We start from the raw sequence: 14,926 nt of genomic DNA, 5'->3' as shown, positions 1-14,926 counted from the left end.
TTCAGGACGAACAAACACATGAAAATAACAAAGAGTCTGTTCCACGCCGGTGTTCTGGGGCTTTCGCTGCTGGCCACCAGCGTAATGGCGGCGGTCCCTGCCGCCGAAGCCGACAAACTGGGCAAGAGCCTGACCCCGATGGGCGCCGAGATGGCGGGCAACGCCGACGGTTCGATCCCGGCCTGGAAGCCGCTGGCGAAGAATGCCGGCACGGTCGACAGCAAAGGCTTCCTGTCCGATCCGTACGGCAGTGAGAAACCGCTGTTCACCATCACCGCGCAGAACGTCGACCAGTACAAGGACAAGCTTGCACCGGGCCAGTACGCGATGTTCAAGCGTTACCCGGACACCTTCAAAATGCCGGTCTACCCGTCCCATCGCGGTGCTACCGTGCCGGATGACGTGTTCGCCGCCATCAAGAAAAACGCAACGACCACCACGCTGGTGGCCGGGGGTAACGGTCTGGAAAACTTCCAGACCGCCATCCCGTTCCCGATCCCGAAAGACGGTCTGGAAGTCATCTGGAACCACATCACCCGCTATCGCGGTGGCAGCGTGACCCGTCTGGTGACTCAGGCGACGCCGCAGACCAACGGCTCGTTCAGCCTGGTGTATTTCCAGGACCAGTTCGTGTTCCGCGACAAGATGAAGGACTACGATCCGGCCAACCCGGGCAACGTGCTGTTCTACTTCAAGCAGAAAGTGACCGCACCGGCTCGTCTGGCAGGTACCGTGCTGCTGGTGCACGAGACCCTCGACCAGGTGAAGGAGCCGCGCAAGGCCTGGGTTTATGCGACCGGTCAGCGTCGTGTGCGTCAGGCACCGCAAGTGTCCTATGACGGTCCGGGTACTGCGGCGGACGGCCTGCGTACCTCCGACAACCTCGACATGTACAACGGTGCACCGGATCGTTATGACTGGAAGCTGGAAGGCAAGAAAGAGATGTACATTGCCAACAACAGCTACAAGATCGATTCGCCGACGCTGAAGTACGCCGACATCATCAAGGCCGGCCACATCAACCAGGACCTGGCCCGTTACGAGCTGCGTCGCGTCTGGCATGTGGTGGCAACCCTGAAACCGGGTCAGCGTCACATCTACGCCAAACGTGACTTCTTCATCGATGAAGATACCTGGCAGGCCGCCGTCATCGACCATTACGACGGTCGTGGTCAGCTGTGGCGCGTCGCCGAGGCCCATGCCGAGGACTACTACGACAAGCAAGTGCCGTGGTACGCGCTGGAAACCCTGTACGACCTGCAATCGGGTCGCTATCTGGCACTGGGCATGAAGAACGAAGAGAAACAGGCTTATGACTTCGGGTTCTCTGCCACCAAAAGCGAATTCCAGCCTGGCAACCTGGGCCAGGACGGTATCCGCTAAGCTGTAACCCGAGGCCGCATCCTCGAAAAAACGCCCCGACTGGTTCGGGGCGTTTTTTATCGGCTGCCCCTCAAGTGCCTTGTTCTGACGTAATCTGAAGGTAGACTGTCGCGACTGAAATCTACGGACGGCCACTCGTGCTCAAGCGTTCATTCATCAAGGCCCTGATACTCTCTTCATTTTTTGTCATCGGTAGCAGTCATGCCGGCTCACACGACAAACCTCGCGTACTGATCATCGGCGACTCCATTTCGATCGGCTATACACCCTATGTCACGAAGTCGCTGGCCGCAGAGGCCGAAGTTGTCCACAACATCGGCAACGCTCAGGATTCGACCAATGGCCTCAAGAACCTCGACGCCTGGCTCGAGGGTGGCAAATGGGATGTGATCAGTTTCAACTTTGGTCTGTGGGATCTGTGCTATCGACGTCCTGGCCCCGTCACACAGGAAAACCGTGACAAGATCAACGGCTCGATTGCCGTTCCGCTGGATCAGTATGCAATCAACCTTGCGCAGATCGCGACAAAACTCAAAGCCACAGGGGCGAAGGTGATCTTTCAGAGTGTGACCGTCGTACCTGCGCAGGAACCTGGCCGCAACAGTGACGATGTCGGCCGATATAATCGAGCCGCCGCGGATGTGATGAAGCGGATGGGGATCCCGATAAACGATCTGGAAGCCGTGTCGGCGGCACTTTCGGACAATCTGCGTGAGTCGGATACTGACGTTCACTACACCGAAGCAGGTTATGAGCAGCTTGCCAGATCGGTCACTCGAAGCATCCAGGCACAACTGTGATCTGCATTTTTCGGACTTCGCCACGGCGGGCGGAAGTTGCCGCCCGTATTCGGAGGTGGTGATTACGCCTCCGACATCGGAGCTGGATCCGGGAGATCTGTCACTGAAGTTCGACATGTTTGCTTGTAGTCTTTTTGTAGTCATTTGTTGCAATAACCTTCAATCCCTCTTCGTTTAAGGCTAGTCTGCGGACATCTGCTACGCCGCCAACAGCCATTCGAACAAGAGCCGGCCATGACTGATCTGTCCCCACTTCCGGGTCCCGCAAGCGTTGCCGTCGCGGCACTGGACGGACGTTTTTTCCGTCCTCCGCTGCCGGACGGATACGTCTTGCGACCACGCCTTTGCGAGCGCCTGCGAGCCGGGCTCGGTGGACGTCTGTTGCTGGTCTGCGCCCCGGCCGGGTTTGGCAAGAGTTCGCTGGCCGTGGAGTTCTGTCAAAGCCTGCCGGGTCATTGGCAAAGTCTGTGGCTGGGACTGAGCGCCCGGGACAGTGATCCGGGGCGCTTTCTCGAGCGCCTGCTCGAAGGCCTGCAGGACTACTTCCCGGAACTTGGCAGCCGCGCACTCGGCCTGTTGAAAATGCGCCAGCGTCATCAGCCGTTCGCCTTCGAAGAATGGCTCGACGGTTTGCTCGATGAGCTGGCATTGCACCTGCAACCGACCTCGCCGCTGTTATTGGTGCTGGACGATTACCACCTCGCCCAAGGACCGGTACTTGACCGCTGCCTGCAATTTTTCCTCAATCACCTGCCCGATGGCTTGCTGGTCATGGTTACCAGCCGCCAGCGGCCGGACTGGCATCTGGCTCGTCTGCGCCTGTCGCGACAATTGCTCGAACTGCATGAACAGGATTTGCGACTGACCCACGACGAAGCCCTGGCCCTGCTTGATCGTCACAGCAGCTCGCTGCGCGGCGAAGCCCTTGAAAACCTGATTCAACGTAGCGAAGGCTGGGTGGCCGGGCTGCGTTTCTGGTTGCTGGCCGCTGCCGAGGCAGGCAGTGACATGGCCTTGCCTCAAGCACTGAACGGCGGGGAAGGGCTGATTCGCGATTACCTGCTGGAAGAGGTCATCGACTGCCTGCCCGCCGAGGTTCAGGCCTTTCTCTATGAAACCGCCCCGCAGGAGCGCTTTTGCAGCGAGTTGTGCAACGCGGTGCGCGATGCCCATGACAGTGCTGAAATCCTGCGTTTTCTCTCGGCTCACCAAGTGTTTCTGGTGCCGCTCGACGAGCATGGTCACTGGTATCGTTATCACCATCTGTTTTCCGATCTGTTGCGCAGCCGGCCGGTGGCTCAAGCCGTGGTGCCGACCGCCACGCTGCATCTGCGCGCCTGTCGCTGGTTCAATGCACAGGGCTTGCTCGATGAGGCGGTGGAGCAGGCGTTGCGTGCCGGACATCTCGATGTCGCGGCGAACCTGGTGCAGAACCTGTCCGAGGAACAACTGCTGGCCGAGCAGAACGTCGGCATGCTGCTGCGCTGGAAAATGGACCTGCCCGACAGCCTGCTGATCAGCACGCCGCGTCTGATCGTGCTGTACAGCTGGGCGCTGGGGCTGGCCTGCCAACTGGATGCCGCCGAAGAACTTGCCAGCCACCTGAGCCGTTTTCTGCCGGCGCCTTCGGCCACTGCACAGAAATCGATGCTGGCCCAATGGCTGGCACTCAGCGGCATCATCGCGCGAGGTCGCGGTCATCGCGAATTGACGCTGAAGTATTGCAGCGAAGCGCTGGAAAGCCTGCCGGCCAAACGTTATGGCCAGCGTTTGATGTGTCTTTCGACACTGTCCAACCTGGCGATTGCCGACGGCGATCTGTGGCGTGCACGGGGGTTGAATCGCGAGTCTCTTGAGCTGGCGCAGCGGGTCGGCAATCCGTTGTTCGAAGCGTTGGCGCATTACGACCGCGCTCGAGTATTGCAGTCACGCGGCGAAATCCTGCGCGCGCTGGATGAAGTGCATCAGGGGCTGGAACGCTTGCGCGGTTTGTCTCCACAGCGTCTGTACGCGGTACGCGCACGGCTGACGCTGTATGAAGGTTTTCTGTTGGCCATGCGTTTGCAGCCGCAGGCCGCGCGTGCGCGGCTGTTGATCGGGATCGGTGAGGCGCGCGCGTGTCGTGATATCAGCGTCTTGATCGGCCACTGCGTGGTCGCTCGCCTGGACGGCAGTGGTGGCGAATTTGCCAAGGCGTTCGCCGAACTCGCCGAAGCCGAACGATTGATGCACATCTGGGATGTTCCGCCGATCTACTACCTGGCAATGATCACCCTGGTCAAATGCGAACTCTGGCTTGCCCAGGGGCGTACCGATCTGGCCGAGGCGTGGTTGGCCCGACTGGGGCAGACCTACACCGGAGAACGTGCCGCCGCACCTCCTGAATTTCATCCGCAATTGCCCTTGCATGTTGAACTGCAACAGGCGCTGCTCGATGTGATTCAGGGGCATCCGATGCTCGCCGAAGGGCGTTTGAATGTGCTGCATGAAAATGGCCAGCAGACCGGCCGCCAATTGCTCAGCGTGATGGCGCTGACGCAGAAAGTGGCATTGTTGCTGGCGGATGGAAGGGAGCCGGAAGCGCGCAAGGCATTGAGTCTGGCGCTGGAGTCTGCGGCGGGTGGGGTCGTGCAGCCGTTCGGCGCGCTCGTCAGTCAGCACCCGGACTGGTTGCGTGGGCAGTTGGTAACGAGCACCCCGGCTGCCGTCAGTCAGCAACTGCTTGAGCTTCTTCCACAACCGATGGCTCGCCCGGTCCTGGAACAGGCCGCGACCGAACAACTCAGCAGTCGCGAGTTGGCCGTGTTACGGCTGATCGCCCAGGGCTGTTCGAATCAGGAGATCAGCGAGCAACTGTTCATTTCGTTGCATACCGTGAAGACCCACGCCAGCCATATCAACAGCAAGCTGGGTGTCGAGCGACGAACACAGGCAGTGGCCCGGGCCAAAGAGCTGGGTCTGTTGTCCTAGAGACAGTTAAAAAAACACCCCGCCAAGGCGGGGTGTTTTCATTTGTGTCTATCTGTCCGTTCAAGGATCCAAGGGGTCAGACCAGCACATCGTTCGCGCTGAGAGTATGGACACCCAGCAGTTGCACCTGGAAGTCAGCGCCGAGGTCACCGCTTACGTTGCCGAGAAGCACCTGATCCACGAAACGCAGTTGACCGGCACCGGTGAACTCATTGGAACCGATGAAAGTCATGTGCTGTACACCGAGGGTCAGCGGATCCATGTCGTAGCCGGAGAAGTCGATCTTGTCACCATCAAGCGCGCTGAAATCGGTAATGATGTTCTGTGAGTCGGCCGGGCCCATGCCCATTTCCGGTCCCAAGGTGATCCAGTTATTGAAGGTAAACGTGTCGGACCCAGTACCACCGGTCAGTGTGTTGCTTCCCCACCCACCGAACAGTGTGTCGTTACCTTCTGCGCCGAACAGTTGGTTGGTGCCGCCAAAGCCCATGAGTGTGTTATTGCCGGAGTTGCCGGTGAGGACGTTATCGAGATTGTTGCCGCTCAGGGTGAGGTCCGCATTGCCGAGCAATACGCCGTCTTCGACGTTGTCCGAAAGGCCGTAGTCGACCCAGGTCTGAATCAGGTCGTGGCCGCCATTGAGTGGCGATTCAAAGACGAGATCATTGACGTTATCGACGATATAGATATCGTCGCCGCCCTCGCCGATCATGCGATCGGCACCGAGCCCACCCGACAGGATGTTGTTGCCGCTGTTGCCGTGCAAGACGTTATCCAAGGCATTGCCGGTCAGGTTCAGGTTGGCGTTGCCAAGCATCTGGCCGTCTTCGACGTTGGCCGTCAGCGTGTAGTCGACACTGATGTTGACGGTGTCGATACCTTCATCGGCAAGTTCAATCACGATATCGTTGATGTTGTCCACGATGTAGGTGTCGTGGCCGCCGCCGCCGATCATGGTGTCCGCGCCCAGACCGCCGTCGATGTTGTTGGTCGCGGAATTGCCCCTGATCACGTTGTTCAATGCGTTGCCGGTCAACACCGAATTGGCGTCACCGATCATCGTCAGGTCTTCGATGTTGGCTGAAAGGGTGTAGCTGGTATTGGTTCGGATCAGGTCGTGACCCTCGCCGATCTGTTCGATCACAACGTCCTGAGAATTATCCACAATGTAGATGTCATCACCGGCACCACCGATCAGGGTATCGACACCGGCACCGCCGTCGAGCGTGTTGTTAGCGGCGTTGCCATTGATCACGTTGTCTTGATCATTGCCGGTGCCGTTCAGGTTGGCGGTTCCTGCCAGGGTCAGGTTCTCGATACCACCGACAAGGGTATAGCTGATCGTCGAGATCACCTGATCGACGTCGCTGGCCGAACCGCCCATGTCCATGACAAAGTCAAAGTCGTCATCCACGTAGTAGGTGTCCGAACCGGCGCCGCCTCTCATCAGGTCCTGGCCCAGTCCTCCGTCGAGAATGTCGTCACCGGCCCCACCGTTCAGCGTGTTGTTTTCACTGTTGCCGATCAGCACGTTGTTCAGATCGTTGCCGGTGCCCCTCATCGCATTGCCAGTCAGCACCAGGTTTTCCAGGTTGGCGCCTAGCGTCCAGTCGACTGAAGCGCGCACGGTGTCGATTTCACCGGCCAGGGTACTGGTTTCGCGAATGATGTCGTCGATGCCGTCGACGATGTAGGTGTCATTGCCCAGCCCGCCGATCAGGGTGTCCGACCCGAGACCGCCATCGAGGACGTTGGCACCCTCGTTACCGGTGATCACGTTATTGGCCGCATTACCGGTGCCGTTGAGGTTGGCGGAACCGAGGAGCGTGAGATTCTCGAGATTGGCGCCTAGGGTGTAGTTGATGGACGAGAATACGCGGTCAATGGCGTTTGGCGAGGTATCGGTTTCGATTACCAGATCGCCAACGTTGTCGACGTAATAGCTGTCGTTGCCGTCGCCTCCGACCATGGCATCGGCACCGATGCCACCGTCGAGGGTGTCGTCGCCGGCACCGCCGCTGAGTACGTTGTTGCCGCTGTTGCCGATCAGATAGTTGTTCAGGCCGTTGCCGACACCATTGAGATTGGCGGTGCCTGCGAGGAACAGGTTTTCCAGGTTGGCGCCCAGAGTCCAGTTGACCCAGCTCCACACGGAATCGATCTCGCCGGCCAGGGTGCTGGTTTCGGTGATGGTATCGCCGAGATTGTCGACGATGTAGGTGTCGCTGCCCAGGCCGCCGATCAGGCTGTCGGCGCCCAGGCCACCGTCAAGGATGTTGGCGCCAGCGTTGCCGGTCAGGGTGTTGTTGACCGAGTTGCCGGTGCCGTTGAGGTTGGCCGAACCCATGAGGGTCAGGTTCTCGACGTTGGCAACGAGGGTGTAGTCGATGGACGAGAACACCCGGTCGAGTGCGGTCAGCGAAGCGTCGGTCTCGATGACGATGTCGCCGACGTTGTCGACATAGTAGGTGTCGCTGCCGTCGCCACCGATCATGGTGTCGGCGCCGAGGCCGCCGTCCAGGGTGTTGGCTGCGGCGTTGCCGGTCAGGCTGTTGTTCAGCTCGTTGCCGGTACCATTGATAGCGTTGCCGGTCAGCACCAGGTTTTCCAGGTTGGCGCCCAGGCGCCAGTCCACGGATGAGCGCACGGTGTCGATTTCACCGGCCAGGGTGCTGGTTTCGGTGACTGTATCGCCGAGGTTGTCGACGATGTAGGTGTCGTTGCCCAGCCCACCGATCAGTTTGTCAGCGCCCAGACCGCCGTCGAGGACGTTGGCGCCAGAGTTGCCGATCATGTAGTTGGCCAGTTCGTTGCCTGTGCCATTGAGATTGGCCGGGCCTGCGAGGAACAGGTTTTCCAGGTTGGCGCCGAGGGTCCAGTTGACCCAGCTCCACACCGCGTCGATTTCGCTGGCCAGGGTGCTGGTTTCGGTAATGGTGTCACCGAGGTTGTCGACGATGTAGGTGTCGTTGCCCAGGCCGCCGATCAGGCTGTCGGCACCGAGTCCGCCATCAATGAGGTTGTCACCCGAATTGCCGGTCAGGGTGTTGTTGACCGAGTTGCCGGTGCCGTTGAGGTTGGCCGAACCCATGAGGGTCAGGTTCTCGACGTTGGCAACGAGGGTGTAGTCGATGGATGAGAATACCCGGTCGAGTGCGGTCAGCGAAGCGTCGGTCTCGATGACGATGTCGCCGACGTTGTCGACGTAATAGGTGTCGCTGCCGTCGCCACCGATCATGGTGTCGGCGCCGAGGCCGCCGTCCAGGGTGTTGGCTGCGGCGTTGCCGGTCAGGCTGTTGTTCAGCTCGTTGCCGGTACCATTGATAGCGTTGCCGGTCAGCACCAGGTTTTCCAGGTTGGCGCCCAGGCGCCAGTCCACGGATGAGCGCACGGTATCGATTTCACCGGCCAGAGTGCTGGTTTCGGTGACTGTATCGCCGAGGTTGTCGACGATGTAAGTGTCATTGCCGAGCCCGCCGATCAGTTTGTCGGCGCCCAGTCCACCGTCGAGGATGTTGGCACCCTCGTTACCGGTGAGCACGTTATTGGCCGCATTACCGGTGCCGTTGAGGTTGGCGGAACCGAGGAGCGTGAGATTCTCGAGATTGGTGCCTAGGGTGTAGTTGATGGACGAGAATACGCGGTCAATGGCGTTTGGCGAGGTATCGGTTTCGATCACCAGATCGCCAACGTTGTCGACGTAATAGCTGTCGTTGCCGTCGCCTCCGACCATGGCATCGGCACCGATGCCACCGTCGAGGGTGTCGTCGCCGGCACCGCCGCTGAGTACGTTGTTGCCGCTGTTGCCGATCAGATAGTTGTTCAGGCCGTTGCCGACACCATTGAGATTGGCGGTGCCTGCGAGGAACAGGTTTTCCAGGTTGGCGCCCAGAGTCCAGTTGGTCCAGCTCCACACGGAATCGATCTCGCCGGCCAGGGTGCTGGTTTCGGTGATGGTGTCACCGAGGTTGTCGACAATGTAGGTGTCGTTGCCCAGACCGCCGATCAGGCTGTCGGCGCCCAGGCCACCGTCAAGGATGTTGGCGCCAGCGTTGCCGGTCAGGGTGTTGTTGACCGAGTTGCCGGTGCCGTTGAGGTTGGCCGAACCCATGAGGGTCAGGTTCTCGACGTTGGCAACGAGGGTGTAGTCGATGGACGAGAACACCCGGTCGAGTGCGGTCAGCGAAGCATCGGTCTCGATGACGATGTCGCCGACGTTGTCGACATAGTAGGTGTCGCTGCCGTCGCCACCGATCATGGTGTCGGCGCCGAGGCCGCCGTCCAGGGTGTTGGCTGCGGCGTTGCCGGTCAGGCTGTTGTTCAGCTCGTTGCCGGTACCATTGACGGCGTTGCCGGTCAGCACCAGGTTTTCCAGGTTGGCGCCCAGGCGCCAGTCCACGGATGAGCGCACGGTATCGACTTCACCGGCCAGGGTGCTGGTTTCGGTGACCGTGTCGCCGAGGTTGTCGACGATGTAGGTGTCATTGCCGAGCCCGCCGATCAGTTTGTCAGCGCCCAGTCCACCGTCGAGGATGTTGGCACCCTCGTTACCGGTGAGCACGTTATTGGCCGCATTACCGGTGCCGTTGAGGTTGGCGGAACCGAGGAGCGTGAGATTCTCGAGATTGGCGCCTAGGGTGTAGTTGATGGACGAGAATACGCGGTCAATGGCGTTTGGCGAGGTATCGGTTTCGATCACCAGATCGCCAACGTTGTCGACGTAATAGCTGTCGTTGCCGTCGCCTCCGACCATGGCATCGGCACCGATGCCACCGTCGAGGGTGTCGTCGCCGGCACCGCCGCTGAGTACGTTGTTGCCGCTGTTGCCGATCAGATAGTTGTTCAGGCCGTTGCCGACACCATTGAGATTGGCGGTGCCTGCGAGGAACAGGTTTTCCAGGTTGGCGCCCAGAGTCCAGTTGACCCAGCTCCACACCGCGTCGATTTCGCTGGCCAGGGTGCTGGTTTCGGTAATGGTGTCACCGAGGTTGTCGACGATGTAGGTGTCGCTGCCCAGGCCGCCGATCAGGCTGTCGGCGCCCAGGCCACCGTCAAGGATGTTGGCGCCAGCGTTGCCGGTCAGGGTGTTGTTGACCGAGTTGCCGGTGCCGTTGAGGTTGGCTGAACCCATGAGGGTCAGGTTCTCGACGTTGGCAACGAGGGTGTAGTCGATGGATGAGAACACCCGGTCGAGTGCGGTCAGCGAAGCATCGGTCTCGATGACAACGTCGCCGACGTTGTCGACATAGTAGGTGTCGCTGCCGTCGCCACCGATCATGGTGTCGGCGCCGAGGCCGCCGTCCAGAGTGTTGGCTGCGGCGTTGCCGGTCAGGCTGTTGTTCAGCTCGTTGCCGGTACCATTGATAGCGTTGCCGGTCAGCACCAGGTTTTCCAGGTTGGCGCCCAGGCGCCAGTCCACGGATGAGCGCACGGTGTCGATTTCACCGGCCAGGGTGCTGGTTTCGGTGATGGTATCGCCGAGGTTGTCGACGATGTAGGTGTCGTTGCCCAGCCCACCGATCAGTTTGTCAGCGCCCAGACCGCCGTCGAGGACGTTGGCGCCAGAGTTGCCGATCATGTAGTTGGCCAGTTCGTTGCCTGTGCCATTGAGATTGGCCGGGCCTGCGAGGAACAGGTTTTCCAGGTTGGCGCCGAGGGTCCAGCTGAACCAGCTCCACACCGCGTCGATTTCGCTGGCCAGGGTGCTGGTTTCGGTAATGGTGTCACCGAGGTTGTCGACGATGTAGGTGTCGTTGCCCAGGCCGCCGATCAGGCTGTCGGCACCGAGTCCGCCATCAATGAGGTTGTCACCCGAGTTGCCGGTCAGAACGTTGTTCAGTTCATTGCCGGTCAGGTTCAGTGCAGCGTTGCCCACCAGTTCACCTTCCTCGAGGTTGGCGCCGAGGGTGTAGGTGACGGAGGTGCGAACCAGATCCCGGCCTTCGTTGGCCTGTTCGATCACCGAGTCCTGCAGGCTGTCGATGACATAGGTGTCATTACCCGTGCCACCGATCAGTGTGTCGTTGCCGACGCCGCCGTCGAGCAAGTCATTGCCTGCGCCGCCCTGGAGAGTGTTGGCAGAGGCGTTGCCGAACAGGTAATTGTCCTGCGCGTTGCCCAGCACGTCGAATGCGCCGACACCTTTGAGAGTGACGTGCTCGAAATTGCTCAGCGTGCTGCTGTTCAGGTCGATCAGCGTGTTGCCTTGCACGTCGTAGGCGAGGATCAGCGTGTCGCTACCTTCGTTGGCGTTTTCCTTGATCAGGTTCAGTTCGCCAGATTGGTCAAGCACATAGGCGTCGTTGCCGGCGCCGCCAATCATTGTGTCCAGACCTCCCATACCGTCGAGTACGTTACTGCCGGCGTTACCGGTCAGCACGTTGTTCTGGTTGTTGCCCACGGCATTGACGCTGGCATTTCCAGTGAGCTGGAGATTCTCGAGGTTGCTGCTCAGGGTGTAGCTGACCGATGCGCGAACGGTGTCGATTTCGTCAGCCACGGTGCTGGTTTCGATGACCACATCACCGACATTGTCGACCACATAGATATCGTTGCCGGCGCCCCCGTACATGTAGTCTTTGCCGGTATTGCCATTGAGGACGTTGTCCAGGGCATTGCCGTACAGGATGTCGTCGAAGGTGGAGCCGGTGGCGTTTTCGATCTTGGCGCCAAAGGCAATCGCCAGGCCACTGTTGAACGAATAGACAGTGCCGTCGGCGTGGTGCTCGAGATACAGACCCAGGCTGCTGTAGGCCCCTTCGTTCAGGTCGAGGGTGACGCCATTGCCTTGGGAGCTGGCATCGATCGTGTCGTTGCCGCCGGCATCCCAGATGGTTTCGAATACCGGCCGGTAGGCCTGCCACGAGTAGACGTTGTCGCCGGTCTGCCAGTTCATGTTGGCGCCGTACAGCGCCTGGATGGCGAGAATGTCCAGCACCATCGGCGTCGTCGGCTGGGACGAATAGCTGTTGTTGTAGCTCATGACCGTATAGCGGACATCGTCCAGCGACGGGTCGAGGAGGGTGGTGTTCGTCGCGCTGGCGGAAAACGGGTGCTTGAGGCCCAGGGCATGACCGATCTCGTGGATGTAGGTCATGTAGTCATAGGTACCCTTGATCGGGTAGTCGGTGGTCGGCTCGCCAATCCAGACATCCCCGCCGCGCGGCGCGGTGGAGGGGGTATAGGCCCAGGCAGCGGCCTGATTGCCCATCAAGCCGTAACCGCCGAACCGCAGGTCACCGACATTGGAAATGTCGTCGGTGGTCTCGGTAAAGCTGATGTTGGCCACGGCACTCCAGGTGGCAAGTGCCGCAGTGATGCCGTTCTTCTGATAGCCGGTCAGGGAATAGATGGATTGGTATTCGTTGTCCGCGCTGTAGTTGGTCGCGAAATAGGATGTCCCGGGCTCGATAAAGCTGTAGGTCAGCTTGGTCGGACCGTCGAAGGGCCAATTGACGCCTGCCCAGTAGGTTCCCGACAGCAGGCTGTCGACTGCTTTATTGCCGGTGAGTTTGGAATAAAGGCTTACGGTATAACCAGTTGGGCTAGGCATGCGAATTTCCTGAGTGCGCTGCGGCCCTTCCTGAATGCGACCGCTACAAAAAAATGCGATTTTGCACCAGAAACAGTGCGCTTGACATCAATGAGCCATCATTTTCTGATCGCTGACGCCAAATAACTGACCGGGCGATCTGTATCGGCCTGTGAAGTAGAATTCTGAAACAATACCCACTGCCGTTCGTCCAGGATTTTCCATGACCGTCGACAAGCCCGCTCTGATTCGCGAAACCTTCCCCGTCGGCCCGTTGCAGTGCATCGGCGACCCGATCACGAAAAAAGCCATCGTCGTCGATCCGGGCGGCAATCCCGATCTGATCATGGCGCGCCTTGATGCGCTGGGCCTGAAGGTGGTCAGCATCATCCACACCCATGCCCATCTCGATCATTTTCTGGCCTCCGGGCAGATGAAGGAAAAAACCGGTGCAACCCTGCACCTGCATAAAGAGGATCAGTTCCTGTGGGACAACCTGGAGATGCAGTGCCAGATGTTCGGTGTGCCATACACCCCGGTTCCGGCGCCTGATCGCTGGCTGTCCGACGATGAGGAGCTGGCCTGTGGCTGTGGCGTGGCGCTGCACACGCCGGGGCATACACCCGGTTCCATGAGCTTTTGGTTTTCCGAGGCTAAGCTGTTGATTGCCGGCGACACGTTGTTCCGGCGCGGAGTAGGGCGCACGGATTTGTGGGGCGGCGATCAGGCGACCATCGTGCGATCGATCAGGCAGCGGCTGTATACCCTGGATGAAGATGCGACCGTCGTGGCCGGGCATGGTCCGGATACGCGACTGGGGGATGAAATGCGCGAGAACCCGTTTGTGCGTGCCTAAACATTTTGTCACGGGTGCCCGGCGGAATTTTTGTGCATTGTCATGATCCAACGCCCGCACGGGCCGATTGCCAATGGCCGCTGCACCACAGAATGCAAAATGTAGGAGCTCTCCATGTTCACCACGCGTCGTTTGATTATTGTCGCTACTGCCGTAGCCGTACTGTCCGGCTGCGCCTCGCCCAACCCATATGACAATCAGGGTCAGGCCGACGGTGGCTCTCAGGGCATGAGCAAAACCGCCAAGTACGGTGGCCTCGGTGCACTGGCCGGTGCGCTGGCCGGTGCCGCCATCGACCACAACAACCGCGGCAAGGGCGCCTTGATTGGTGCTGCTGTCGTCGGTGCTTCCGCTGCCGGTTACGGCTATTACGCCGACCAGCAGGAGAAGAAACTGCGCGCCAGCATGGCCAACACCGGCGTCGAGGTGCAGCGTCAGGGTGACCAGATCAAACTGATCATGCCGGGCAACATCACCTTCGCCACCGATTCGGCGAACATCGCGCCAAGCTTCTATCAACCGCTGAACAACCTGGCCAACTCCCTGAAAGAGTTCAACCAGAACCAGATCGAAATCGTCGGCTACACCGACAGCACCGGCAGCCGTCAGCACAACATGGACCTGTCCCAGCGTCGTGCACAGAGCGTGGCCACTTACCTGACCTCGCAAGGCGTCAGCGGTGCCAACCTGAGCGCCCGCGGTGCCGGTCCGGATAATCCGATTGCCAGCAACGGTGACGTCAACGGCCGGGCACAGAACCGCCGCGTCGAGGTCAACCTGAAGGCGATCCCGGGTCAGCAGTACGGTGGTCAACAGCAACAGCCGGGTACGGTTCAGCAGTATCCGTAACCGTCAGGTACAAAAAAGCCCCCGGACAAGTGATTGTCCGGGGGCTTTTTGTTGGTGCGAAGACTGATTACTTCTTCAGACCGTAATGCTCATCGAGCATGCCGGGCGAGTTCGGGGTCTTCGGCGCGTAGTCACGCGGCGGTTCCTGATCCCGTGGTGGCGTCAGGCGCTCCCGTGGAGCCTGTGCCGCTTCGGAGTGCAGAGAGGCCAGCAGACGCTGACGGGTCTGTTCGTCCAGGGCCAGGCGATTGGCGCCCTCGGCGAGGTGATCCTGCACTTCCTGGTAACTCTGGGTCAGCTTCTTGACCAGGTTGGCGGTGCTGTTGAAGTGGGTCACCACTTCATTCTGATAACTGTCGAAACGTTCCTGAATGTCGTCCAGTTGACGCTGTGTGCGGCTGGGCGCGGCATTCGGCGCAACGCGTGCGATCAGGAAACCAATGGCGACACCCACAACCAGGGCAAGAGTCGGTAACAACCAAACTAAGAGCGAGTGTTCCACGAGTCCTTCCTCTATAAACGGCTTTGCTTTACGTT

7 protein-coding genes are annotated in these 14,926 nt (G+C 59.8%); 5 read left to right on the top strand and 2 right to left on the bottom strand.

Annotation, left to right across the window (positions count from 1 at the left end; all coding sequences use genetic code 11):
• The first annotated feature begins 18 nt into the window (after positions 1–18).
• The 3 genes from C6Y56_RS23795 to C6Y56_RS23785 all read left to right on the top strand — a co-directional run bounded on the left by C6Y56_RS23795 (position 19) and on the right by C6Y56_RS23785 (position 5,153).
• Entirely contained in the window at positions 19–1,383 is a 1,365-nt protein-coding gene (locus tag C6Y56_RS23795) for a DUF1329 domain-containing protein (protein ID WP_169431872.1), read from the top strand.
• Positions 1,384–1,520: 137 nt separating this feature from the next.
• Positions 1,521–2,183 (top strand): SGNH/GDSL hydrolase family protein, encoded by a 663-nt coding sequence (locus tag C6Y56_RS23790; protein WP_169431871.1) that lies wholly within the window; start codon positions 1,521–1,523, stop codon positions 2,181–2,183.
• A gap of 234 nt (positions 2,184–2,417) precedes the next feature.
• Entirely contained in the window at positions 2,418–5,153 is a 2,736-nt protein-coding gene (locus tag C6Y56_RS23785; protein WP_169431870.1) for a LuxR C-terminal-related transcriptional regulator, read from the top strand.
• Between the two features lie 76 nt (positions 5,154–5,229).
• Here the strand turns inward: C6Y56_RS23785 and C6Y56_RS29430 are convergent, their stop codons facing one another.
• Entirely contained in the window at positions 5,230–12,705 is a 7,476-nt protein-coding gene (locus C6Y56_RS29430) for a M10 family metallopeptidase (RefSeq protein WP_283241376.1), read from the bottom strand.
• Between the two features lie 202 nt (positions 12,706–12,907).
• On the opposite strand from C6Y56_RS29430, the gene C6Y56_RS23710 reads away from it, so the two are divergent.
• Both C6Y56_RS23710 and C6Y56_RS23705 read left to right on the top strand, forming a co-directional pair.
• Entirely contained in the window at positions 12,908–13,540 is a 633-nt protein-coding gene (locus tag C6Y56_RS23710) for an MBL fold metallo-hydrolase (RefSeq protein ID WP_169431869.1), read from the top strand.
• A 114-nt stretch (positions 13,541–13,654) separates the two neighbouring features.
• Positions 13,655–14,389, top strand: coding sequence for an OmpA family protein (locus C6Y56_RS23705; RefSeq protein WP_065261680.1), 735 nt, complete (start codon positions 13,655–13,657; stop codon positions 14,387–14,389).
• A gap of 67 nt (positions 14,390–14,456) precedes the next feature.
• Here the strand turns inward: C6Y56_RS23705 and C6Y56_RS23700 are convergent, their stop codons facing one another.
• Positions 14,457–14,891 carry a YhcB family protein gene (locus C6Y56_RS23700; protein WP_039766275.1) on the bottom strand — a complete coding sequence of 145 codons (435 nt, stop codon included), beginning with the start codon at positions 14,889–14,891 and terminating at the stop codon, positions 14,457–14,459.
• Between the last annotated feature and the right edge of the window lie 35 nt (positions 14,892–14,926).

The sequence above is a fragment of the Pseudomonas fluorescens genome, from assembly GCF_012974785.1.
GTDB classification, from domain to species: Bacteria; Pseudomonadota; Gammaproteobacteria; order Pseudomonadales; family Pseudomonadaceae; genus Aquipseudomonas; species Aquipseudomonas fluorescens_BT.
The sequence above is the reverse complement of the archived record's forward strand: the minus strand, read 5'-3'. Positions and strand labels throughout refer to the sequence as shown.

Excerpts from the sequence above, each read along its gene's own strand:
- C6Y56_RS29430 (WP_283241376.1), bottom strand. The coding sequence starts at position 12,705 with ATGCCTAGCCCAACTGGTTATACCGTAAGCCTTTATTCCAAACTCACC.
- C6Y56_RS23795 (WP_169431872.1), top strand. The coding sequence starts at position 19 with ATGAAAATAACAAAGAGTCTGTTCCACGCCGGTGTTCTGGGGCTTTCG.
- C6Y56_RS23710 (WP_169431869.1), top strand. The coding sequence starts at position 12,908 with ATGACCGTCGACAAGCCCGCTCTGATTCGCGAAACCTTCCCCGTCGGC.
- C6Y56_RS23705 (WP_065261680.1), top strand. The coding sequence starts at position 13,655 with ATGTTCACCACGCGTCGTTTGATTATTGTCGCTACTGCCGTAGCCGTA.
- C6Y56_RS23785 (WP_169431870.1), top strand. The coding sequence starts at position 2,418 with ATGACTGATCTGTCCCCACTTCCGGGTCCCGCAAGCGTTGCCGTCGCG.